This is a genomic window from Mesorhizobium sp. WSM3224 (assembly GCF_000427725.1).
Classification (GTDB): Bacteria; Pseudomonadota; Alphaproteobacteria; order Rhizobiales; family Rhizobiaceae; genus Mesorhizobium.
This window is the reverse complement of record NZ_ATYO01000022.1, coordinates 95,793-119,312: the sequence shown is the minus strand read 5'-3', so window position 1 is coordinate 119,312 and position 23,520 is coordinate 95,793. Positions and strand designations below refer to the sequence as shown.

The 23,520-nt window shown below is 61.2% G+C and carries 23 protein-coding genes; 14 read left to right on the top strand and 9 right to left on the bottom strand.

Annotated elements, in window-relative coordinates:
* From groEL to YU3_RS0125445, 3 genes are all read right to left on the bottom strand, one after another.
* The coding region (groEL, locus tag YU3_RS0125455; RefSeq protein ID WP_027168856.1) for a chaperonin GroEL at positions 1–956 on the bottom strand (956 nt) is incomplete at its 3' end.
* Between the two features lie 65 nt (positions 957–1,021).
* Complete coding sequence (groES, locus tag YU3_RS0125450) at positions 1,022–1,318, bottom strand: co-chaperone GroES (RefSeq protein ID WP_027168855.1); 297 nt, start codon at positions 1,316–1,318, stop codon at positions 1,022–1,024.
* 510 nt (positions 1,319–1,828) lie between these two features.
* Positions 1,829–3,481 (bottom strand): MFS transporter, encoded by a 1,653-nt coding sequence (locus YU3_RS0125445; RefSeq protein WP_027168854.1) that lies wholly within the window; start codon positions 3,479–3,481, stop codon positions 1,829–1,831.
* A 716-nt stretch (positions 3,482–4,197) separates the two neighbouring features.
* On the opposite strand from YU3_RS0125445, the gene YU3_RS0125435 reads away from it, so the two are divergent.
* A complete protein-coding gene (locus YU3_RS0125435) occupies positions 4,198–4,833 on the top strand; it encodes an OmpW family protein (protein WP_245273659.1) in 636 nt (211 codons plus the stop codon).
* Between the two features lie 315 nt (positions 4,834–5,148).
* Here YU3_RS0125435 and YU3_RS0125430 read toward each other — a convergent pair whose 3' ends face one another.
* A complete protein-coding gene (locus YU3_RS0125430; RefSeq protein ID WP_027168851.1) occupies positions 5,149–6,123 on the bottom strand; it encodes a hypothetical protein in 975 nt (324 codons plus the stop codon).
* A 985-nt stretch (positions 6,124–7,108) separates the two neighbouring features.
* On the opposite strand from YU3_RS0125430, the gene YU3_RS0125425 reads away from it, so the two are divergent.
* On the top strand, positions 7,109–9,229 hold the full coding sequence (locus YU3_RS0125425; protein WP_027168850.1) for a ParB/Srx family N-terminal domain-containing protein: 2,121 nt from the start codon (positions 7,109–7,111) through the stop codon (positions 9,227–9,229).
* A 245-nt stretch (positions 9,230–9,474) separates the two neighbouring features.
* Here the strand turns inward: YU3_RS0125425 and YU3_RS0125420 are convergent, their stop codons facing one another.
* Both YU3_RS0125420 and YU3_RS0125415 read right to left on the bottom strand, forming a co-directional pair.
* Positions 9,475–9,756 carry an HU family DNA-binding protein gene (locus YU3_RS0125420; protein ID WP_027168849.1) on the bottom strand — a complete coding sequence of 94 codons (282 nt, stop codon included), beginning with the start codon at positions 9,754–9,756 and terminating at the stop codon, positions 9,475–9,477.
* A 163-nt stretch (positions 9,757–9,919) separates the two neighbouring features.
* The gene (locus YU3_RS0125415; protein ID WP_027168848.1) at positions 9,920–10,210 is read right to left on the bottom strand and encodes a CopG family transcriptional regulator; all 291 of its coding nucleotides are present in this window, start codon (positions 10,208–10,210) and stop codon (positions 9,920–9,922) included.
* 1,091 nt (positions 10,211–11,301) lie between these two features.
* On the opposite strand from YU3_RS0125415, the gene YU3_RS0125410 reads away from it, so the two are divergent.
* Positions 11,302–11,613, top strand: coding sequence for a DUF736 domain-containing protein (locus YU3_RS0125410; RefSeq protein ID WP_027168847.1), 312 nt, complete (start codon positions 11,302–11,304; stop codon positions 11,611–11,613).
* Between the two features lie 97 nt (positions 11,614–11,710).
* On the opposite strand, the gene YU3_RS37545 is transcribed toward YU3_RS0125410, so the two are convergent.
* Positions 11,711–12,244 carry a MucR family transcriptional regulator gene (locus tag YU3_RS37545; RefSeq protein WP_084508312.1) on the bottom strand — a complete coding sequence of 178 codons (534 nt, stop codon included), beginning with the start codon at positions 12,242–12,244 and terminating at the stop codon, positions 11,711–11,713.
* A gap of 1,446 nt (positions 12,245–13,690) precedes the next feature.
* Here YU3_RS37545 and YU3_RS0125395 point away from each other — a divergent pair.
* Together YU3_RS0125395 and YU3_RS40805 are read left to right on the top strand one after the other, a co-directional pair.
* Complete coding sequence (locus tag YU3_RS0125395) at positions 13,691–14,590, top strand: zincin-like metallopeptidase domain-containing protein (protein WP_027168846.1); 900 nt, start codon at positions 13,691–13,693, stop codon at positions 14,588–14,590.
* A gap of 12 nt (positions 14,591–14,602) precedes the next feature.
* Positions 14,603–14,764 (top strand): hypothetical protein, encoded by a 162-nt coding sequence (locus YU3_RS40805; RefSeq protein WP_156913600.1) that lies wholly within the window; start codon positions 14,603–14,605, stop codon positions 14,762–14,764.
* Positions 14,765–14,937: 173 nt separating this feature from the next.
* On the opposite strand, the gene YU3_RS37540 is transcribed toward YU3_RS40805, so the two are convergent.
* Positions 14,938–15,198 (bottom strand): helix-turn-helix transcriptional regulator, encoded by a 261-nt coding sequence (locus YU3_RS37540; protein ID WP_036259503.1) that lies wholly within the window; start codon positions 15,196–15,198, stop codon positions 14,938–14,940.
* A gap of 180 nt (positions 15,199–15,378) precedes the next feature.
* On the opposite strand from YU3_RS37540, the gene YU3_RS0125380 reads away from it, so the two are divergent.
* Together YU3_RS0125380 and YU3_RS37530 are read left to right on the top strand one after the other, a co-directional pair.
* Positions 15,379–15,657 carry a DUF2285 domain-containing protein gene (locus tag YU3_RS0125380; protein ID WP_027168845.1) on the top strand — a complete coding sequence of 93 codons (279 nt, stop codon included), beginning with the start codon at positions 15,379–15,381 and terminating at the stop codon, positions 15,655–15,657.
* A 271-nt stretch (positions 15,658–15,928) separates the two neighbouring features.
* Complete coding sequence (locus YU3_RS37530) at positions 15,929–16,576, top strand: DUF2285 domain-containing protein (protein WP_198021716.1); 648 nt, start codon at positions 15,929–15,931, stop codon at positions 16,574–16,576.
* A gap of 6 nt (positions 16,577–16,582) precedes the next feature.
* Here the strand turns inward: YU3_RS37530 and YU3_RS40800 are convergent, their stop codons facing one another.
* Entirely contained in the window at positions 16,583–16,810 is a 228-nt protein-coding gene (locus YU3_RS40800; protein ID WP_156913599.1) for a hypothetical protein, read from the bottom strand.
* A 256-nt stretch (positions 16,811–17,066) separates the two neighbouring features.
* On the opposite strand from YU3_RS40800, the gene YU3_RS0125365 reads away from it, so the two are divergent.
* The 7 genes from YU3_RS0125365 (at position 17,067) to YU3_RS0125335 (ending at position 23,011) form a co-directional block, all read left to right on the top strand.
* Positions 17,067–17,348, top strand: a complete 282-nt coding sequence (locus YU3_RS0125365; protein WP_027168844.1) for a helix-turn-helix domain-containing protein — start codon at positions 17,067–17,069, stop codon at positions 17,346–17,348.
* Between the two features lie 24 nt (positions 17,349–17,372).
* Positions 17,373–18,239: a replication initiator protein A gene (locus tag YU3_RS37525; protein ID WP_051334082.1), complete on the top strand. Its 867-nt coding sequence runs from the start codon at positions 17,373–17,375 to the stop codon at positions 18,237–18,239.
* Between the two features lie 313 nt (positions 18,240–18,552).
* Entirely contained in the window at positions 18,553–19,017 is a 465-nt protein-coding gene (locus YU3_RS0125355) for a DUF2840 domain-containing protein (protein WP_027168843.1), read from the top strand.
* Positions 19,014–19,574 (top strand): S26 family signal peptidase, encoded by a 561-nt coding sequence (locus tag YU3_RS0125350; RefSeq protein WP_027168842.1) that lies wholly within the window; start codon positions 19,014–19,016, stop codon positions 19,572–19,574. The genes YU3_RS0125355 and YU3_RS0125350 overlap by 4 nt, the downstream gene beginning before the upstream one ends.
* A gap of 35 nt (positions 19,575–19,609) precedes the next feature.
* Positions 19,610–19,936: a DUF736 domain-containing protein gene (locus tag YU3_RS0125345; protein ID WP_027168841.1), complete on the top strand. Its 327-nt coding sequence runs from the start codon at positions 19,610–19,612 to the stop codon at positions 19,934–19,936.
* Positions 19,937–19,941: 5 nt separating this feature from the next.
* Positions 19,942–21,030 carry a lytic transglycosylase domain-containing protein gene (locus YU3_RS39715; RefSeq protein WP_348631192.1) on the top strand — a complete coding sequence of 363 codons (1,089 nt, stop codon included), beginning with the start codon at positions 19,942–19,944 and terminating at the stop codon, positions 21,028–21,030.
* Positions 21,031–21,277: 247 nt separating this feature from the next.
* Positions 21,278–23,011, top strand: a complete 1,734-nt coding sequence (locus YU3_RS0125335; RefSeq protein ID WP_027168840.1) for a VirD2 family relaxase/mobilization nuclease — start codon at positions 21,278–21,280, stop codon at positions 23,009–23,011.
* The last annotated feature ends 509 nt before the right edge of the window (positions 23,012–23,520 follow it).

The window sequence follows — 23,520 nt, the reverse complement described above, 5'->3', positions numbered from 1 at the left end:
CGGCCGAGCATGTTGAGGCCGACATTCTCGAGCTTGATGCCGAGGTCTTCCGAGATGACCTGGCCACCGGTGAGGATGGCGATGTCTTCCAGCATGGCCTTGCGGCGATCACCGAAGCCCGGCGCCTTGACAGCGGCGATCTTCAGGCCGCCACGCAGCTTGTTGACGACCAGCGTGGCCAGGGCCTCGCCTTCGACGTCTTCCGAGATGATGAGCAGCGGCTTCGAGGTCTGCACGACGGCTTCGAGGACCGGCAGCATGGCCTGCAGGTTGGAGAGCTTCTTCTCGTGCAGGAGGATGTAGACGTCCTCGAGCTCGGCAACCATCTTGTCGGCGTTGGTCACGAAGTAGGGCGAGAGGTAGCCGCGGTCGAACTGCATGCCTTCGACGACTTCGAGTTCGGTCTCGGCGGTCTTGGCTTCTTCGACCGTGATGACGCCTTCGTTGCCGACCTTCTGCATCGCTTCCGCGATCATGGCGCCGACCGACTCGTCACCATTGCCAGCGATGGTGCCGACCTGGGCGACTTCCTCGGAGGTCTTGATCTTCTTGGCGTTGGTGGTGAGGTGGGCGACCACTTCGGTGACGGCGAGATCGATGCCGCGCTTCAGGTCCATCGGGTTCATGCCGGCGGCAACCGNCTTGTGGCCTTCCTGGACGATCGACTGCGCCAGAACGGTCGCGGTCGTGGTGCCGTCGCCGGCGATGTCGTTGGTCTTCGAAGCAACTTCGCGGACCATCTGCGCGCCCATGTTCTCGAACTTGTCTTCAAGCTCGATTTCCTTGGCGACGGTGACGCCGTCCTTGGTGATGCGCGGGGCGCCGAACGACTTGTCGATGACGACGTTGCGGCCCTTGGGGCCGAGCGTGACCTTCACCGCGTCGGCGAGGATGTTGACGCCGCGCAGCATGCGCTCGCGGGCTTCACGGGAGAATTTTACGTCTTTGGCAGCCATGTTTTAGCTCCTGGCAGGGGCTCGGATAGAGCCCGAAAAATTCAAATTGAAGGTGAGGCCGATAATCAGCCGATGATGCCCATGATGTCGGATTCCTTCATGATCAGAAGGTCTTCGCCATTGAGCTTGACTTCGGTGCCCGACCACTTGCCGAACAGGATGCGGTCGCCGGCCTTGACGTCCAGCGGAACCAGCTTGCCAGCTTCGTCACGAGCGCCGGAGCCGACGGCGATGATCTCGCCTTCCTGCGGCTTTTCCTTCGCCGTATCCGGGATGATGATCCCGCCGGCGGTCTTGGATTCGGATTCGACCCGGCGAACGACCACGCGGTCATGCAGCGGCCGGAAATTCGACTTTGGCATTTTGGATTCCCTCGTGCGGATGTTGAACGGTCCCCGTTTCCGGAGCGGGTTGTTAGCACTCACCGATGACGAGTGCTAACAATGCGGGGATAAGCCGTTGGCAGTTGCGAGTCAAGACGCAAAGACAGGTGACAGCGTGTTGACGCAACGACAGGTGCCAACGAGGCACGCCGCAACAAAGCGGAGAGTGCACCCGTGCGGCGCCTGATAACCCGTTCCATCTTCGCCCGGCTTGGTCGATTTGACCCCGCCATCACCTCTACAGCCGGGTGGTGTTCTCCATATATTCGCCTGTAAAGGTCGGATGCTTCAGTGACTTCGCGGAACAGGAGCCGATTCGGTCGCGCGGCAGAAGCAGGACTCGTTTTCGGCGATTGACCCGGGACATGCGCGTCGCAAGCGCCCAAACTCTCAACGAGTTAGGCGAACCCCCCAGGACGCCGCACACTGTAATCGTCACGAGCCCTCGGCTTCTTTGCGAATCAGCGTTGGCCCTGCGCTTGGAAGCGGTCAGGGGCGCGAGAAAAATGGCGTCGGCTGATCGCGTTTGCGAGCCGAGCCCGTCGGTCGCTCGATTGAAAGCTTGATTTGAGGTGGCAGTTCGCTGGTGTGCAATTCAAGGAGACGCTCATCCAGTTGCCGATCTGCTGCCGTGAGGCGATGGTTAAGACGCAGATAGTCCGTCCAGGTCGGCGTGCGAAACGTCTCGGTCCAACGGCAAGGTTCTTGAAGATCGCGCTGCAGGGTCCAATGCCGTGCGCCGACGCGGCTTTGCACCCGTCGCCGTTCACGCATCTGCTCCAGGAAAGCCTCGACATTGTCATCGGGTATGAAATATTCGATCTTAACGACAATGGGCCCGCTTCTCGGCTTCAGCTCCAGAACAACCTCCGGTGCCTCGAAGCGAAGGGGATCCTGATCGGATTCTTTCCATTGACGGATGGGCAACAGGAACCCGGTCGCAGCGACCAACAGCAGAGCTCCAGCGGAACTCCCCAGGGCCCAGCTCAAGGAATAATTCTGCGCAATCGTCCCCCACAGCCAACTGCCGGCCGCGATGCCGCCCGATAGAAAGGCATAATAGATCGACAGCGTACGACCTACGACCCACCGCGGGCTTGACAACTGCACGCTGACGTCAAGCCCAGTCCAGGTGACGACCCAACCTGCGCCACCGAGCGCGAGTGCAATAGCCGCCACAACGAGCGAAGGCGTCAAGGCAAGAGAAAGTGAGCACGCCGCGCAGGCGATGCTCGCCAGTGTGATCAGCCGCTCCTGAGACAACGTTCGCCTCAAGATGGTGTTGCCGATACCAGCGGCGAAGGCGCCGGTGCCGAAGCCGGCCATCAGGATGCCGTAGGCGATCGGTCCTGCGCCCAACTGATCGCGAGCAACCAAAGGCAGCAGCGCCAGTATAGAGATGCTCGCCAGTCCAAAAAGGGTTCCGCGCGCGATTGCCGCCTTGATCTCGGAAGACATCGCTGTGAAGCGCACCCCGTCATGGATCGCCGTCGACATCGGCTCACGCGGGAGAGGTGAAGGAGGAACCTTCCATTTGCAGCGTTGTATAGTGCCCAGCAGGGCCAGATAGCTCAGCGTCGCCAGGGCGAAGGCCATCAGAGGTCCAAAGGAAGCAACGACGAAGCCGCCGAGCGCTGGACCGATGCTCCGGACAGCGTTGTAGCCGACCGAGATAAGCGTGACGGCAGCTGGAACATCGCGTTTGGGCAGAACATCGCCAACTGAAGCGTGCCAGGCAGGATCGGTGAAAGCCACGCCGCATCCCGCCAAAAAGCTTAATCCGAGGACGATCCACGGATCGACAAGGCCTATCGCCACGAGCCCAGCCAGCATTGCTGATGCCAGCGCTATCATGCACCAGCCAGCGAACATGACTTTGCGGCGGCTGAAATTGTCAGCGATGGCGCCCGCGAAAACAGATAGAAAAAATGCAGGCAGCGTCGTTGAAGCTTGCACCAGCGCGACGTTCAAATCGGACTTTGAGATCGTTGCCATAAGCCAGCTGATGGCAACCGTCTGCATCAGCCAGCCGAAACTGGAAACCTGCGTCGCGATCCAGATCGATCGAAACGTCGGATTGTTGAGGGGTGCAAACGTCGTTGGCGAAACTGGGTCAGCATCTGCACGCGCTACCCTACTCATTTGTTCGAGCCTTTGCGTTTTAGTCCACAGTCGCGCTAACGCTTGTTCCCTACGTGATTCCATGGCGAGTGACAGGATCAGGGCATTTTACCTCTCGAGCGCAAGATGTATTCGCCAGAGTTGCCCTTGTGGTCGAAACGAATATTTCATCTGGAAGAACGGTCTGACGGCATTTGAACCGCTGCATCACTGGTACAACTGGATAAAAGGAGCGCAAGCGGCTGCCTGTCGCTGCTGATGGAGGCCCAGCGTCTTACATCGGTTCGGCAGAATCCACGGATCGTAAGTCAGATCAGGCCTGGAACATCGCCGCTTCTCGAATCAGATGCGCCAGGGGACTCCTCGCTAGAGGCTGCAAGCCCATTCGCGCCCCTGACATGCGGCATGATCCGTGGGGACCGACTCCGCGGCCGTGCCGCATCCGAGCGCCGAACCGAGGCGCCCGCTTGCGACCGCCTCCCGCCGCGAGAGCTGTGGGGGATCTTGCAAGCCTGCGTCTCGCTTTGTTGCTGGATGTCGTCGTTACATGACATTTTTGTTAAGATGTTTGTCACTTCAATGAACTTCATCTCGTTGTTGATCTGGATCAACTGAGCGTCTCTCCACAGCTGCCATTGCTGCCCCGCGCAATACAGTTCGATTTTCAAGGAGAGCATAGCATGGTGGGAAAGTGGATGAGGCCCCGGTGCAGAATCACAGCTACGGTGGCGTTTGTCATGGCTGGACTGCAGCTTGCAGCGGCGTCGGACGCACAGCCGGTGCCACCCTGTAAGGACGAGGCTCCCATAGCAGCATCCAGTCCTTGGCAGATTCGCCTGCGTGCCTTGCGGGTGATCACGAACGACAAGGGAAGCGTCGGGGCAATTCCCGGCTCTGGCCTTTCCTATTCGGATACGGTGACCCCGGAATTGGACATTTCATATTACTTTACCGACAATCTCGCCGCTGAACTCATTCTCGGTACGACCCGTGCCAATATTTACGGGGCGGGAACAATCAGCGGGTTGGGCAAGATCGGCAAGGTCGGGGTGCTGCCGCCCACGCTCACGCTGCAATACCATTTCACCGATTTCGGCGCCTTCAGGCCTTATGTCGGAGCCGGCGTGACCTACACGATGTTCTACAATCAGGATGCCGGCAGCGCCGACGCTCTCGACGTCAAGAACACATTCGGGCGTGCACTGCAGGTCGGATTTGATTACAGGCTGGATCAGCATTGGGGCGTAAATTTCGACGTCAAGAAGCTCTTCCTGGAGCCGAAATTTGACGTAGCGGTGGGCGGTACGAACTTCACGGGCAAAGCCAAGCTCGATCCTTGGCTGATCGGCACAGGCGTCACCTACAGCTTCTGAAAAGTCAAAACCAAGGCGGCACCACATGGTGCCGCCAATCTCGTGGTCTCCTGACGAGCACAGCAGCAGCGCCAGCGTCTGGCTGCTCGAGCATTCTCCCCCATCTTGTTATCGCACAACAGCAGCACGGCAACGGAGCGTTTCGTCTCGATGAAGTCCGATGCTGTCTCATGCTCCGACATGGCGGCTTCCAATCACATCAACGTCCCCTAAGGGAAGCGGTGATTACCGCCGGCGGTTCACGCTACATCTGTGACCAAAGCAGCGTCGCACGCCTCCACGCCGGTCAGTGTTACGGCCCCTTCCAAAACGCGGTCAGAGGATGGCCGTCCCGCCGTGGAATCCCCGGCGCGACGGCCGCGAGACGCCGAAGCCCACCTCCATCATCAGTCTTGGCGTGCGCGTGGGCGCCGTACACATATGGAAGCCGAACGGATCCTCGACGAAGCCGTGGCCGGCCTCGCCTGTCAGTGTGAGCGGGCTTTGCCAGCCGTAGACGCCGAGAACGTCTTTCGCGGGATGGCCGGCCACAAGCGTCAGCTGATGCTTCAGCGCCCGGCGATTGTGGCTGGCGCGGACATAGACATGCGGACCGGTGTCGGCACCCACCGGGAGCACATAGAAAAAGAATTTCAGCATCCGCCAGTCGTCGAGGTCGAAATGGTACTTGCCGAGCGGAGCGAGGCACTTGTCGGGCTCAGAACCCTTGCCGGTCGGGAAGTTCCACCAGACCCGCGTGGTGATCAGTTTCGCCTGACCGCCTAGATAATGCTGGGCGACGTCGAGAAGCAGCGGGTCCTTCTGGACCGCGAGGACTGCCTTGCAGTCCAGGATGCGGTCCAAATACTGCCCGCTGAATAACGGCAGGCCGAAACGCTTCTCGGCCTCGGCGTGCTCGTCCGGCATGAATTCGAGCCGGCCGTCGAAATTGCCGAAACAGGGCGTGCAACGGGCGAAACCGGCAATATCCTGGTGGATACCCGGCGGCAGCATCAGCCTGGAAAACAACCCTTCGCGGCGGAGCGCATCAACGACCGCCATGCGCTCGACGCCGGCGAACAGCGTCTGTCCCGCATACTGGGCCGGACGGGCGCGTTTTGCCCACCACCAATGCATGCGACGTCCAGGCATAGTGCGCGCCAGGACGAACATTGGCAGCCGGGCCGAGTTTTTGCAAAGGTCGGTCAAAATAGTCGGCATGCGCACGGCCAGACGTTTGAGCAAGGGACCGTTGCGTGGAATTGCCTTAAGGCCTTCAGCGCCAGGTTGGTCAGAGCCTATGGGTGTCATCGATCCTCAGCTATTGGAGCAGTACTGACGGGGGTGAGGTGTTCACGCTCCGCCGTTACCAAACCCAATTGTCGCGCAGCAATGTGTTGCTAATCGCTGTCGTACTGTGTGCCATGCACAATGCGGGCCGTTTTCGAAAAAAAGCCGAAATGGAAGATGGCGTCCCCTTGGCTGCGCTCCGGATTTGGGGGCCTTTGCTTTTTGATCCGGCGCAAACCTCCGGCAGTTGGCGCGTCTTAGGCATTCTGGACTGACAGTCGGCAGCGCAATCATGATGCTTCCGACATAACTCCCATTGCGGCACCTGACGCGACACGTTCGCCATAAACTTCCTGAGCTCCCAGGACCCTGTGCTGTCGAATGTCTGACGAATGCCGCCAGGCCGCGAATGGCTGCTCGAACTGATCTCGGCGGTGGAGATCACCCTGTTGAGGGGGTATCGCCTTACGCCGAGCAGACCATGGCGATCCGAACGGCGCGACGACGAACGGCTCGATTTCACAGACCGGCCAATCGTCGAAACACCATGGGAACGCCGGTCTGCCAGCCGTCGGAGACGGTGCTGCCGCTCCTCAACAATCGATTCGCGCGTTCGCCAAGGAAGACTGTAATAAGGTCGCCCGTCTGACGAGCAGAGTTCACGGCACATGCCGATCCGCTCTCAAACCGGCCAACAGGTGATGAGATCCTGGCGCGGCGATGCTGGCTGCCACTTTCCATCTGACCATGCGGGACAAAGGAATGTTCGAAAGGGGAGAGATGGTCTTGGCCATCTCTCCCCCACGAAAGCCGCCTGCGCAGAGCGGGGCCGCCCACTCTCAAGGCGGGGGGACCTCATGCGTGAACCGTCACGATCCGCCCCGCTCGATGCGCAGCCCAGCTCCGCTCGCCGGCATTCGCCCCCCTCTCTGCCGCGCGCTCACGCGCCCCCGGAAGGCATGCCGAGGGGCATGCCTTCGGCATCTAACGGGAAAGGATCAAAACCATGACGACCAATGCAAAGACCATTGAAACCGAGACTGCCGGCAAGAGCGGCACGGAGCTTTTCATTCCGCTGAACAAGTTGAAAAAGTCGCCGCGCAATGCGCGCAAGACCCCGCACAGCGAGGCCATCATCGAAGCCTATGCCGCAAGCATCGCCGCCAAGGGCATCCTGCAAAACCTTGTGGTGGAGCCGGAGCTTGACGGCGAGGGTGCTGAAACCGGATTCTATCTCGTCAGCATCGGCGAGGGCCGCAGGCTGGCGCAGCAGCTGCGTGTGAAACGCAAGCAGATCAAAAAGACCGAACCGATCCGCTGCATCGTCGACACCAAAAACGATCCGCATGAGATCAGCCTGGACGAGAATGTCACGCGCGAAGCGATGCACCCTGCGGACCAGTTCGAGGCGTTCCGGCGCCTCAATGAGGAACGCGGTTGGGGCGCGGAAGAAATCGCCGCCCGCTTCGGCGTGACCGCACATGTGGTGCGGCAGCGTCTGCGGCTTGGTGCCGTCAGCCCCAGGCTGATGCAGGTGTACCGCGATGGTGATCTCACCCTCGATCAGCTGATGGCGTTCGCCATCACCGAGGATCATGCCCGGCAGGAGCAGGTCTTTGACAGCCTCACCTACAACCGCGAGCCCTACATCATCCGTCGCGAATTGACATGCACCCATGTTGCTGCTGCCGACCGCCGCGCCGTCTTCATCGGCGCGGAGGACTATATCAGGGCCGGCGGCATGATCATCCGCGACCTGTTCACCGATGATCGCGGCGGCTTCTACGATGATGCGGCCCTGCTCGACCAATTGGCTATAGAAAAGCTACAGAGCGTCGCGCAAGCCATCAAGGAGGCTGAAGGTTGGAAATGGACGGACGTCCATATCGACTATCCGCATGCGCATGGCCTGCGCCGCACCTACCCGCAGCCCGTAACCTTATCGGAGGAAGATGAAGCCGCCTTTGCGGCGGCGTCCGATGAGTTCAACCAGCTAACGGCGGAATGGGGCAGCACCGAGGAACTGCCCGATGATGTCGACAGGCGATTTGGTGAGCTTGAAGCCGAGATCGAGCGCATCGATGTACGGCGTCACGCCTACGACCCGGATGTCATCGCACGCAGCGGCGTGTTTGTCGTGCTTTCCCATGACGGCACGGCACGCATCGAACGGGGCTTTTTGCGGGCCGAAGACGAGCAGCCGGAAACGGAAGCCCAAGACGCCAGCGACGGCTGCACCATCAACGGTGATGGTGAGATCATCGAGGAAGCTGTTAGTCCGGACCGCGATGGCGACGGCGACGACGAAGCAGCGGATGCCGGCAAGTCGCTTTCCGATCTTCTCGTCCGCGACCTTACCGCCCGCCGGACACTCGGCCTTCGCCTTGCGCTGGGCGAGCAACCGCACATTGCGTTGATCGCCGTGACGCATACGCTTGCCGCGCAGGCCTTCTATCAGGCTGCGGAAGCCCATTGCTTGGAAATCCGCCCGACCAGCACCTACCTCGTCGGGCATGCGGATGGCATCGAGGACACGGCAGCGGCCAGGGCGCTGGCGGATCGCCACGCTGAATGGGCGGCGGATATGCCGCGCGATGTGGCCGACCTGTGGGATTTCATCGCCTCGCTGGACCATGCCAGCGTCATGGCGCTGTTTGCGCATTGCGCCTCGCTCACGGTCAACGCCGTGAAGCAACCTTGGGAGCGCAAGCCACGCGCTCATGAAACGGCCGACAGGCTCGCAAAGGCGCTTAGTCTCGACATGACGGCGCACTGGACGCCGACGGTACGCACCTATCTCGGGCGTGTCACCAAGGCGCATATCCTCGCCGCCGTGTCCGAGGCAGTGAGCGAGGAGGCAGCCGACAGGCTTGTCGCGCTAAAGAAGCAGCCTATGGCGGAAGCTGCCGAGCAGTTGCTCGCCGGCACCGGCTGGTTGCCGACACTCTTGCGTACAACGGAACCCGCCACGCGTGTTGTGGCGAGTAACGCTAGCAGCGAGGGAACGTTAGCGGCAAACGAGCAGCCAGTGACAGACCTTGCCCCTTTAGATGAGACAGACCTGCCCGCAGCCGATAGCGGCAGCGTGGCCGAAGAGGACCAACCCTTCGACGTCGCAGCCGAGTGATACGCAAGACCGGAGCCACGTCCGTGGCTCCGGTCAATCTCTCTGACAGGCAAGAGAAATTTTCCGGCCGCGCCATCGGCGCGGCCGGAAACCTCGACAGCACGACATCAGAAACCGCACGCATCAGGCAATGTCGCATGTGCAAAACAAGCGGTCTGGACGGCGCGCCACCACCATCAATGTCGTCTGGCCGATAGGTTCCCTCACGATGCGCTCTGCCCGCTAGGCGGCGATCGGGGGAATAATCAGCCGTTTACAGTGTCCCTGAGCGCCTTGGCAGGTTGAAACACCACCTTCTTCGATGCGGCGATTTTGATCGCGGCGCCTGTCGAGGGATTGCGGCCCTCGCGCGCCGGCTTGTTCTGCACCTTGAACTTGCCGAAGCCATTCAGCGACACTTCCTCGCCCTTGACGGCCGCCTCGGCGATGCCTTTCAGCACATCATCGACCACGGCCTTCGCCTGCGTCTTCGACAGGCCGTGGGCGTCAGCAAGACGCTCTGCCAGGTCACTCGTGTTTACAGCCATTCTTACTATCCCCTCTGCTCACTTGGAATGTTCGCCTTATTGCACACCTATGATGACATCAGGAATAGAATTTCTTCGAGTTCCGAGCGCGACGTCGGGCCCATTGGCATTGGGCAGTGTGGCTGAGGATCCCATTTTGAACGAGTCATATGCACCTGAGCCCTTACGCGTTGCCATTCGTCTGGCTGTCTTCATCAATGCTGGGCACGGGGAGGTAGGCATTGGTTTCCAGCCATTCGCGCAAGACAAAGCGAATAAGGTCCGCTCGGCTCATTCGCATTTCGCCCGCAAGGGAATCGAGCGCATCGCCAACCGAGGCTTCTAGCGAAACGCCGTCGCTGTTGCGGATGATCAGCGCAGCACGGCGAAGAATGATCTGAAGGTCCGCTCGTGAAATGTCCCCAATGCGGTCGGCGGCACTTTCAAGCTCTTGTGCAAAGGTGCGACGAGTCATCCGGATAGCTCCACCACTGACAGCGTTCGCCGTCGTCGCGACATAAGGCAGAATAATGTGGCATGCCGCCCAAGTTTCGCGCAAATGAGGCCGTAACCTTGCCGCATCCAGGGTGCTCACAGCAATGCTTTTCGATCGGCTGCGCGTCGGATGTGCCTCGGCCTGTCCCGGGCGAATCAGATCGTCGCCCATGCAAGGGCGATTGGCCCCTCCTGCCTGCACCGGCAGCGTCTCGATCACAGGGGCAGACCGGCAACGCGATAGAATTGCTGGCCGCCGACGACCTCGTGTCCAAGATATCCGGCAGGCCATGGTGCGCGTTTCGGCTCGAGCCAGGCAGGATAATACGTACCGGCAAGATGGGTCGAGCCTGCGAAAGATGGTCCGATCAGCGATGCTGGGTTGGCGAGAACGGCTGGCGATCGCCAATGCGGCGGGATGCCAAGCGTGGTGCTCACTCTCAGCACACCGTGATCAGAGGAACCAACGTGTGCGAGTCGACTGGATCCTGCCTGCAATGAACGGCCGCGGAAGCGCCGGTCGGGACGTTGTTTGGCCGTTCTAGACATTCTCTCGGCGCATTGATCGTTCTCCGATCCTGAACGCGACGGGGGACTCAAGCAAAGGCCTGAAGCAGCCGAACCATTTGATTGTCGCCCATACAGGCTCGGGCGCAGTGACCAGATCATCTTGCCGGTGAGCTGCAGGTCATCGTCTGCAAAAGCCGTTGTTCGCGGGTTGGGAAATGCCTCAAAGGTGATGTTGCTGGGGGGCTGTCTTCGTCCGCTGGCAAGCCGCGCCCATGGCGTCCTCGGATGGATTGGGTCTGACCGAAGACCGGCTTCGCCTCGATCGTCTTCCCGCAACGTCCGATGCTAGCTTTTTTCCGCCGCCGGCCCAAGAAGCCGGCTTTGCATCGCGAAACAAAAAAGCCAGCCTCGGCCGCCTTCCACTTCGTTTCAGCCCTGAGGACCACCCCATTGCGCAAGCGCAATGGGACCCCGGTGGGTGCGGAGCCGATCGTCCCCGGTCTCACGACCGCCATCGAGGTCGCGATGGGCGCGGCCCGATCAACAGAAGGAACCACCACAATGGCAACCATCGGCACTTTTTCCCGCACCGCGAAGGGCTTTAAGGGCTCTGTCCAGACCCTCAACCTCAACGTCAAGGCCGTAGACTTCGTCCCCGCCGAGGGCGATAACGAAAAAGGCCCGGACTTCCGCATCTTCGCCGGCGCCACCGAGTTCGGTGCGGCATGGAAGAAGACCTCGCGCGAGGGCCGGGATTATCACTCCGTCAAGCTCGACGATCCGAGCTTCCCCGCTCCGATCTTTGCGAGCCTGGTCGAGACCGAGACCGCGGGCGAATTCTCGCTCATCTGGTCCCGCCGCGCCGCCGAGTGAAATCGGCACCCAGCAAAAAGAAGCCCCGTCCGCCGGACGGGGCTTCGCCGTGCTCAGTCCGCCACCGCACCGACAATGAACAATTCGGTGCGGAAGGCTAGGCCTTGGCGGCAACTTTGCCCGGTTTCTTCACCGGCGACTTTGTTGCCGCTGCAGGGGTCGCCGCCGCAGCGGCGCGAGGCATGCGTTTCGGTTTCTGCACCTTGGCTGCTTCTGGTGGCGCCGGCTTGCGCCCGAGCCCGGCTGCCTTGGCCAGCGCTGAGCGGGCGGCGGCGTAGCTCGGCGCCACCATCGGATAGTCCGCGGGCAGGCTCCACTTATGCCGGTATTCCTCAGGGCTCAGATTGTAACGCGTGGCCAGGTGACGCTTCAGCGATTTGAACTTCTTTCCGTCTTCCAGGCAGATGATGTAGTCCGGCGCCACCGACTTCCTGATCGACACCGCTGGTTCCAGTTTGACTGCAGGTTCGGCCGCAGGAGTGCCGACTCCTAGCAAAGCAAGATGGATGTCACCGATCAGCTTCGGCAATTCAGAGACCGGCACTGGATTGTTCGACACATAGGCGGAGACGATATCGGCAGCAATCGACACGAGATCGGCGCTGGCTTGCTGCTCATCGGACACGGTCATTGAGGTTCCTCTTGGTTGGCATTTGCACGACAATGCTATTTGTGCAGTTTGTACAATAGATCAAGCGAATAATGATTTTATCGGCCAACGATCGCTGATCGGGCCAAATCTCGACGCTGGAATCCGGTTTCCATTTGCTTCGATCACAACGGACTAAATCCGTTAGTTGCCCTTAGGGAAGGCAGAAGACTTTCCTTTCGCTTTCCCGTCATTGCCAAGCGCGGCATCTGCTCGACAAGCTTTATTCAAATAGAGGGCGAAGTCCTGCTCCGCTGCCGCGTGGACAGTGGGAGCGCGCGCGGGTAACGCCTGTGTCCAAGAGAAGAACTTGCGCGAAGTTGCTCTGCTCAGGTCACTGCGCGCAGTTGTGCTTTATTTATCCTGGCGCTTTGTCTCGCCTATTTCCCCTATGATGTTGCACGAACGCGCACTCTGCGGATCGAGGGGCGGCGAAAAAAAGCAGTACGGAGATCCGGCTCCGACTTCCCTCGCGCGACGCTCTGACGATCTTGGCCGCGCGAATGCTGCAGGCCGCCTGCTATCTGGCCTATGCCTACCCACCGGCGGCGGCAAAGATGCCGGTGGGCTGCATCCCCGAATTCGCAGCGCCGACGCCCTGTCACGCGCCACCCGCCTGGGCAACATCGTCTGCAAGCCCACGGCCCCGGATCGCTCAGACCGACGGGCTCAAGCGCGCGTTTATCGCCCGCGCCAACGGGGGCACAGACGGTCTGTCTGTCTGTAATGCAGGAAAAAGGGATGATCATCGCCGTGGGTAAGCGCGCCGCCTGATCGCGCCTGTCGTGGACGGAGCATGATGGACCCCCGGTGAGGAGCGAAGCCCCTTTGAGAGCGGCGGCGCCGCTGCTCGACCTCGCCTGGCGCACACAGATGGCGCACTGACGGTTGCAGTCTGGCGCGCGAGGCCGGTGTCAGCAGGACAATGGCGAACCGGCCAACGACATTCTCAGGCGAAGCCTCCAGCGCGTCATCGCGCGAGTTCTTCAGGAACCCATCCGCGCGTTCGAGGCGGAACTGCGCCCCCCCGCACGGCGCTGAGATGACCAAGCGTGCGGGTGCTCGCCCCCCACGCTCGCGCGGCATGCAACCAGATGACGATCGTGCCAGTCGCAGGCGAGGCCGACGGCTTGAACCAAGAGTTGGCCCGGTCGCATGAGGCGGACATCATCCCGTTGCCGCACCCGCCGCGACGCGGCGCCGGCTGAGAGCGACCCATCGTCCCAGCCGGCTCGCTTTTGAGCTGCCGATCATGGTGGACGCCTCCTGCGCTCGCCCGTCGAGGCAAAGGGCTTGCGTGTGGCAGACGCTGCCAGCCCGTCAACCCTGTTCCGCACCAGCACCGAGAACAGGGTGTGACGGGCCGGCCTCCCGCGTCTGCCCCTGCCGCATCGCCCTCGACGGAGAGGGCGAGCACAGGAGGCAGCCATGACCACGGACCGCATGATCAAGAAGACCCGCAACGATATCTACGAACGCGTCACCAGCCAAATCGTCGCCGCCATCGAGGCTGGGGCTCCCGACTACAGAATGCCGTGGCATCACGACGGATCGGCCGTCACAACGCCCGTCAACGTTGCGTCTCGCAAGGCCTATCGCGGAGTCAATATCATCGCGCTCTGGGCCGCCGCGCAGGCGGCGAGCTATCCGGCGGGTATCTGGGGCACCTATCGTCAGTGGCAGGCGCTCGGCGCACAGGTCCGCCAAGGCGAGCGCGGTCACTTGGTCGTGTTCTGGAAGCTCGCCAATCGCCATGGCAAGACAGACGATCAGGACAGCAACGACGATTCTGACGAGACCGCACCGCGCATGTTCGCCCGTGGCTACACGGTCTTCAACTGCGCCCAGGTCGACGGTTACACGCCGCCGCAAATGCCGGTGCTGCCTGCGGCCGAGCGCATCGAGCGAGCCGAACGGTTCTGTGGCGCACTTGGTATCGACATCCTGCACGGCGGCTCGCAGGCCTACTACAGCCCTTCCGCGGATCACGTGCGGATGCCCGCGTTCAGCTGCTTTTCCGATGCCATTGCCTACTACGCCGTACTGCTCCATGAATGCGGGCACGCATCCGGCGCCAAGCATCGCCTCGACCGGGATCTTTCCGGACGGTTCGGCTCGGCCGCCTATGCCATGGAGGAGTGCACAGTCGAACTTCTCAGCGCCATGATCTGCGCCGACCTCAATCTCAGCGTCGAGCCACGGCCCGACCACGCCAGCTACATTGCGTCTTGGCTAGAAGTGCTCCGCTCTGACCAGCGCGCCATCTTCACCGCAGCGAGCAAGGCGCAGCAAATCGCTGATTGGATGCACGACCGGCAGCCGGCTTAAGCCGGATGCCGAATGGCCAACAAAGCCTCGATCGCACTCGCGATCAGGACGAGCGGCCGCAGCACCGCGCGCGCCACGACGACAAGCCATATGGCTTTGCCATCAGCCAATCTGCGCGGTCGCAGCAAACGCCATGGCACGCCCAAAAGCCACAGTTGCCCAACACCGTTCTGAGACCGTGATGCGAATTCATGCAAGGCAAGAGCACGGATGCCACACCGCCAGCATAGCTATCTTGACCTCAGGGGAAGGGCAAGAAACTGCTGAGAAGGCAGCCCACGGTCTCAGCTCAGCGCGGCGGGTCCTGCGACAGTTGCCTTGGATCTCCATCGCGACGGGGCAATAGCTTAGCGACGCTTTGACTTCGCCTTTGGCACCGCCACGACCTCGCTCAGCACCTCATGCGGGTCGAAGCCGATTGTTTCGGCCAGGTCGAGGAACTCGACAACGTCGATGCGCCGGCCCCCAGATTCAATAGCCGCGACGACCGATTGATATCTATCGATTGCTTTCGCCAATTCAGACTGGCTCAGGCCGGCTTGCTTCCGTTTGTCGACGATCAGCTGAACAAGACGCACATGTCTTGGCGATCGCAGGGTCTTTTCCATGATTGCCGGTCCTTGACGAAGCCGGCGGATCAATTAAATGGAAATTCGGGTAACCAGAAAAACTGATAATCTGATCGGGCGACGGGATCAGGCCAGGAGCATTCGGCGTAATGTTGCCACAGAATGTTCAAGTCCGGATTTGGCAGCACATTGAAGTTTGCGAAGGCACACGAGATTGCGATGCTTAAACCTCTGCTCGATCCCGATGTCGCCGACATCGCGCCAGACGCCTCCATCCTGACCGGCTACGACGAGGAGCGGCTGCTCACCTACATCCGCCTTCTTGATGCTGCGGCCGAAAACGCTGACTGGCGCGAAGTGGCGAGGATTGTTCTGCACATCGATCCCGAGAAGGAGCCGGAACGGGCATTCCGGGCATGGGAGACGCATCTTGCGCGCGCTCGATGGATGACCACCAACGGCTATCGCTATCTCCTGGCCGGCGGGGCACCACATTAGGCATTCGAACTACGGCTGTGCTGATTCAGCAAAGCGGTTTGCCGACTCTGTGACTACCCAAACGAACTGTCGCCTCGGAAGCTGATTGCAAGGCGCGCAGCAGACTGCGGGCATCCGATGAGGACCGTTGCCATGTCGCGAAGCGAGTGGACCGATCCGGCAGCATACGAGCACATGCGCGGCTACGAAGCCGACGAGTTTGCCGCCGAGTATCTGATCCGGAACACTGAGTTCGTCGCCGAATGCAGGCGGTTGGCATCACACCTGGGGGTTGGAGAAGTCGTCGGCCCGCCGGATTTCGCTGTCCGGTGGGGCGCGCGATTTCGCGGTTGCTGGTGACGAGCCGCTATCGCCAGACCAGATCATCTGGACGGAACAGGCCTGGCCACGGGTTCTTCACGCATCGAGGTTGGCGGCCGCGGGCTCCTCGCAACCTGCCTTTCGACACCTCAGAACGGCCCATAGCTGGACCGAAGCCAATCAGGTTCACGTTCTCTGGCCGTCGGCTCAGAAGACATGTCACATCGTCTTTGGTGAGCCGGACGGCCTGCTCGACATCAACGCCGTTGTCTTGCCGCTCGACGAGAATTTCGAAACGAGACTCGACGCCGCGCGCCGCCTGTGGCGGGCGCTGAATGACCGTCCGCTCGGCACTCGCTATGGCGCCCTGCCTCAACAAACCAAGCTACGGCACATTCTCAATCTCCGCGCCTTTGATGGGAGGCGCGCACGGGCTTCCTACCGCCAGCTCGCCGGGGAGCTGCTGTCGCGCCAGTCCATCGCGCCGCGCGACTGGCGCGATCATCACCTTCGCCACAAGGTGCGAGCGATGCTTCGACGCGCCGACCGCCTGATCGCGGGCGGCTATCGCGAGCTTCTCCTCTATCCCCAAAGCCGCAGCCGTAGGACCGACTCATGAGACTAATTAGCTGTGGGCGGAAATGGTCTTCGCCAGGAACGCGACGAAGCAATCGAGCGCCCGCCGATGAGGAGGACTGCGTGGCGCCCAAGCCAAGAAATCTTCCACGGACATCCACTCTCTGGGGCTTGACGCAGATCGACGGTGGCTGAACTCGACATAGACGTGTAGCGCTTCGCGATCAAAAACCAGTTGCCATTTTCCAGCATCATCTTCGGCGAGACGCCAGTTCATCAATCGAATCCGACGTCGATCATCAGATCTTGGTATTGACCTTGAATGCCAGTAGCCACAGCGGCGTATCGCAGCTCGCTTAAACGCGCGCGGCGCGAGGTTAGTTGCTGTCAGCTCTCTTTGGTTCAGGCGACGGGGGGCGCAAAAACACCCCGTCCAATCTTTGCCCTCCCTTGCCTTTTCTCATTTCGGCCATTGTCCGTTTCGCGCGTCCCGGCAGGCCAGGGCGACAGCAAAACCGAATGGAGATCGAGCAATGTCGAAGGGTCCCGCGGACGCGCCCCAAAAATATCTTCGCACCAAGGAGGCCGCAAGGATTGTGGGCCTCTGCGCCCGGACGCTGGAAAAACACCGCACCTTTGGCACCGGGCCAAAATACCGCAAGGTCGGTGGCCGCGTGCTCTACGACATCGATGACCTGCGTGCCTGGACCGAGCTAGGCGCACGGACCTCCACCAGCGACACCAACGCCAGCTACCTTCCGCCCGCCAAGCCGCATGCAGCGCGCGCGCCAGCCTATGCCGGCAAGTCACGCTGAGCTTCCAACTGCGGGGACACGGACATGCGGCTAGCTCCGAGAGATTTGGAGCCGATGGCGCTGTTTCATGCGCGCCCCGGCAAAATGGCGTTGCGCGATGCACAGGACCTGATGGCCTGGCCGTTCTTCTCGCTCGCCAAATCGCGCCGCATCACTCCGATCGACTTCCGCATGGGGGAGGTCGCCATCCGCGTCGAGGCGACGGTCGAGCATGGCATGGCGACCATCTGGGATGCCGACATCCTGATCTGGGCAGCCTCTCAGATCGTCGATGCTCGTGACAACGAATTGCGGACCTCCCGCATGATGGCGGCAACACCGTATGAAATCCTGACCTTCATTGGCCGCGGCACGTCTGCCCGTGAATATCTGCTGCTCAAGGCGGCGCTCGACCGCCTCCAGTCTACCACAGTCGCCACCTCGATCCGGCAGCCCACCGAGCGGCGCATGCACCGCTTTTCCTGGATCAACGAGTGGAAGGAGCGGACCGACCATCGCGCTCGACCGCTTGGCATCGAGCTTGTTCTTGCCGACTGGTTCTATGCCGGCATCATGGTCGATGCCTTCGTGCTCACCATAGACCGGACCTATTTCGACCTGACCGGCGGCATTGAGCGCTGGCTCTATCGTCTCGTGCGCAAGCATGGCGGCCGACAGGCGCATGGCTGGTCGTTTGACCTGCGCCATCTCCACGCAAAATCCGGCAGCCTGTCCGCCTATAAGCGCTTCGCATTCGAGGTTCGCGGGATCGTTCGCCGGCAATCCTTGCCGGGATATCGCCTGGCGCTGGGTGTGACACAGGCGGGCGAACCTCTTCTCACTTTCAAGGCCTGCCATCTCGATCCTTTCGATCGCTTCGGCAACGCCAGGGTGGCGGAGGACAAGCTGTGAATCAACTCGTCATTTCAGGAACCCAAAGGCACGGGATTTCAGGTACCCGATCCTCGTCATTTCAGGAACCCAAACCGCAATCAACCCATGGAATCGAAAGACGAATTCGCGCCTCTAACTTATCTAACTTCGAATCCTTCGGATTCTTTCTAACGGAGCAAGCAGTTCCGGGAGGTTGTGAACGACCGCCGCAACGTGACCACCGGTTCGGGACAGGAGAGATCGAAGTCCGTCCACACCTCGACAAGACGGCAGTTCGTGCAACCACCGCGCATGCCATTGCCACCGCACACCTCCCGCAATGGAGGACGCGATGAGCGATCTCACGCATGTAGAACTGCTGTGGCTGAAGAAGCGGATCGAGAACTACATCCGCTTCGGCAAAACCGTCGAAAACAGGATCATCGACAAAAGCCGTCGCGTCGTCGCTTTTGCGCCCGGCAGCATCTTCGCCTTCGTTCGATGGACGGCGAACGATTTCGGCACCATCGCCTCGCGCATCGACATTCTGCGCGCCGTCGGCACGGGCAAGCGCTGCTCGACGATTGCCTATGTGCGGCCCGGCGCCGACATCTTTCTGACCGCCATTGGCTGGCCGAAAGTCGAGAGGGTGCTCGAGATCATCGATGCCGTCGAAGCGCTCGATATCGACGCTGCACACGTTCCACCGGAATACTGGCGACATGTCCATAGCCGGCTCGCCGCGCGGGAAAGTCCTCGGCCCTACACACGGCAGCGGCATGAAGCGTGGCTGCTCCGCCGCCGGATCGAGCCATGAGCGCGCACGGCAGGATCTTCGCGGCAATGCTCGCCGGCGCGACGCTTACTGTCGCTCCGGCCTTGAGCAGACATACGCCGTGGCTGATCTGGAATGTCTCGGCCAGCGTTCCGATCGGGCTCTATCGCATCGCGCCTGGCCGCAAGATCGATGTCGGCGACATCGCCGTCGTCATGCCGCCCGAACCGCTGTCTGGCTTCCTCGCCGAACGCACATATCTGCCGCGCGGCGTGCCGCTCTTGAAACATGTCCTGGCGATCGGCGGACAAACTGTTTGCCGTCGCGGGGCGACCATCATCGCGCACCGCAAGATCTACGGAACAGCACTCGATCACGACAGCAAGGGTCGACCGCTGCCAGTCTGGTGGGGCTGTCGTGTGCTTGCCGATGGCGAAGCGTTCCTCATGAACTGGGATGCCGCCGACAGCTTCGACAGCCGCTATTTCGGCCCGCTTCCGATCTCCAGCATTGTCGGCCGCGCTGTTCCCATCTGGACCAGCGGCCGCACATCTCCGGCGCGGGACGCTTCCGGCGAACCGGCTCACGGCGAGCCGTGACGGCTCGTTTCCCCTCACCACGAAAGGACAACCGCATGAGTCAGATCGGCACCTTCACCCGCAATGATGACGGTTTCTTTGGCAGCATCTGCACGCTGACCATCGATGCCAAACTCGCCATCCTGCCTGTCGAGAAATCGGACGCGGAACATGCGCCTGAGCATCGCGTCTTCTGCGACGGCGTTGAAATCGGCGCGGCGTGGGACCGCACTGGTGAGAAGGCGGGAGCCTATCTCTCGGTGCTCATCGACGATCCATCGTTCACGCAGCCGATCCGCGCCAACCTGTTCCAGGTCGCCACCGAAAAGGACGTCTGGAATCTGCACTGGAGCCGGCCTTGGAAGCGCGAAGAGCGAGCCTGAGTTCGATGCTTCGATCGCGCGTCCTCGATCCTACCCTGACAGACCCTTTGATCGATCGAGTGCCGGTCAAACCCTTCGACCCGATCGGCTCCCAGATGGTCGCCGCCCGCAGCGGAGGTCAGGGGCGGCCGAACGCTTTTCCATCGACTGACGTGCTGTCCGCGTTGTCATGCGCGGGAAGCAGGCTGGGCCGGCGAAGCCTCGCCCTTGACCGAAGCGAGCACGGCGGCAGTCACTCGGCGGGTCGGAACAGGGCTGTGCGCGTCACCAGTCGCCAATGTGTGGCAATGGTCTCGGCATGTGCGTTGCTGATGTCTGGCTCTGCGGTCGGCGCCGTGGAAGCGCCGCCGCCCTCCGTGTCAAGATCCTGCGCCGGGAGAGCGGTCGGGACCAGCGGCGAGCGGTCCGCTTACGTCTGCGAGGCCGCCAAGCGTTTCGACCTTCCCGAACGCTTGATACGGGCAGTTATCCTTGTTGAGAGCGGCGGGAATGTCCATGCCGTTTCGGCCAAGGGAGCCATGGGTTTGATGCAGATCATGCCGGCCACCTGGCAAGACCTGCGCATTAAACATGGCTTCGGCCGGGATCCATTCAATCCGCGCGACAACATCCTGGCTGGCGCTGCCTATCTTGGCGAGATGCTCGATCGGTTCGGTCCGAATGGCTTTCTCGCCGCCTACAATGCGGGACCACAACGCTATCAGGAGTATCTTTCAAAGGGTCGCCCGCTGCCTCGCGAGACGATCGACTACGTCGCGAAGCTTGTATTGCAGATCAGGGGAAATGTTGACATTCCGCTCCGCTCGCGGGGATCGGGAAGCAGGTCGAGCGCAGATCGATCGCAGCTTTTCGAACGCGGCACAGACGCGATGCGTGACGCCGCGTTGCAGGCCGCGGGAGGCGTCGATGCGGTCGGTCAAAAGGTGTTCGCGGAGATCCGTTCAGCCGGCACGCCGTCGCGGATCGATAGCGCTGCGAACCATCTGACGGCGCTTGATCCACCATCGGACACTGCGCGCAAAGATGCTCGTTCTGCACTGAAGACGGCTGCAGATGGCCTCTTCATTCCCCGATCTCCCGGTGTGTCGCAATGAGCCCTGGATTTCGTTTAAATCGCACTCTGGCCTGCTGTGTCTCGGGATTGCCGGTGGAAGGCCAGTTCAGCGGGGAAGTCGGGGAAGGATGGCAAGATAAAAGGCCGCGATGTGCGGCACGGTCGGTTGGTTGGTTTGGTCGCCTTTTCCTGGGGTTTCTGCACATCGCGGCGGGATTCCGCACATTGCGCGCAGAGAGTTCCGCCAATCATATCAGGGAAAACCGCACCTCGCGGGCCAAAACGCTGTGAGCGGTGACGACGATTTCCGCGTGCGGCCCGGCCGCCTCCGCTCTCGCCAGAACCAGCGGGCAAGGCCTTTCATCGCGCAAGCGCTCGCCGCGGCGCAAAAAGCCGGCGGACGCATATCGCGCGATGGCAGGATCACGTCGGGACGCAATTCGCATTTCGGGCGCGGTCGCCTGGCGAGTGTTCGTGCCAATCGCTTCATTACCAGTCGCTCTCGCGCCTCGACGGTCAAGGCGCTGGTGGTGCGCCATCGGGGACAGAACGCTCCCTTTGTCAGGCACCTCAATTATCTGCGCCGCGAAGGCGTCACGCGCGACGGCGAGAGGGCACGTATGTTTGGTCCGCAAACCAACGAGGCTGATGTCAAGGACTTTGCCGAGCAGTGCAAAGATGACCGCCACCATTTCCGCTTCATCGTCTCGCCGGAAGATGCCCTCGACATGGCAGACTTAAGGGGCTTCACACGCGATCTGATGAGCCAGGCTGCAAAGGATCTGCGCACGAGGCTCGACTGGATAGCAGTCGATCATTGGAACACCGAGAACCCCCATATCCACATCATCTTGCGTGGCCGTGCCGATGATGGCCAGGATCTCGTCATTTCCCGCGACTATATCAAATACGGGATGCGCAGCCGAGCGCAGGATCTGATTACACAGGAGCTTGGCCCTAGGACTGATCTCGACATCGGCCGATCACTAAACAGGCAGATCGGTGCTGACCGCTGGACGCAACTCGACCGCCAGCTTGTTCGTGACGCTGACAAGCATGGCGTCATCGACGTCGCGCCTATCGCGGGACGGAAGCCTGATGAGTATCTCGCGCTGAAGGTCGGCCGCTTGCGTAAGTTGGAAAGCCTCGGTCTTGCGCATCCAGTCGGCGCGGGCCAATGGACAATGGTCGCCGAGGCCGAAGCCACCTTGCGAATGCTTGGCGAGCGGGGCGATATCATCAAGCGCATGCACCGTGCCCTTACCGAGCATGGGCTCGACAGAGACGCTGCCATTTCGGCCGGCGAGGCGAGCGGCATTCCGGTCATCGGCAGGCTCATGGAGCGAGGCCTCGATGACGAGTTGCGCGCTACTGCGTACGCAATTGTCGACGGGATTGATGGCAACGCTCATTACATCCGCTTTCAAGATCTTGATGCCACCGGAGACTGCGCACCAGGTTCCATCGTCGAGCTTCGGCGCTACGAAGATGCCAAAGGCCGGAGCCGCGTCGCGCTTGCTGTCCGTTCTGATCTTCCGATCGAAGACCAGGTCCGGGCGAACGGGGCGACTTGGCTCGACCGGCAACTGGTGGCCCATGAGCCATCCAGCTTAGGCGAGGGCGGATTTGCACGGCAGGTGCAGCAGGCGCTGGAGAACCGCACCCAACATCTTATCGAGCAAGGCCTGGCGCGCCGCGAAGCTGAACGTGTCATAATCGCGCGCAACCTGATTGCAGCGCTTCGCGGCCGCGAGATTGATGCTCTGGGCGCGCAGCTAGCCACCGAAACAGGTCTGCCATTCACGAAGGCCACCGAGGGCGACCAAATGGCCGGCATTTACCGTCGGCGCTTTTCTCTCGCCTCGGGTCGCTTTGCGATGATCGATGACGGGCTCGGCTTCAGGCTTGTGCCTTGGTCACCCACGCTCGACAATCGCCTCGGCAGTCACGTAACCGGCGTTATGCAGGCTGGTGGTGGTATGGATTGGAGTCTCGGCCGGAAGCGAGCGCTCGGGCTCTAGGCGCGACAAAAACGCCGTGAACGCGTTCTTGGCAGCGCTGCGCCAGCAGCATGGCGGCGGCGGTTGATGTGTTCCCGCGGGATGAATGTACGAGCAGACCGACGACCTGATGGATACTGCGCGCGCTGAGACGGGCGCAGATGAAGCAGGATAGCGCCGAGCCGCTGCACCGCGCCAGCGTTCGTCTCATCAGCTTGCGAGCCATGGTGCGCCGATCGGCGGTCCATGCCGGAAAGCAAGGCGATCGAGACGGTCAGCTAAGACACTGCGCAGCACCAACGTCGGGCGCGCTTCTTTAATAATGACACATGCATTCCAATCCTCAACCAAGAATGCTGTCTCTCATTCGTGAAACGTCTCGCAATCGACATCCGTTGTCAGGTTTGTCGGGTCGGCGCCAGGTGGTGTTCGGCTGGGCTGTCATAAAAGCCAGAAAATCCCTGCCTGCGCGTTTGGCACGACTTTTGAAACGACCTCCTCGGACACGGCAGGAGCTGTCGTAGTCGTTT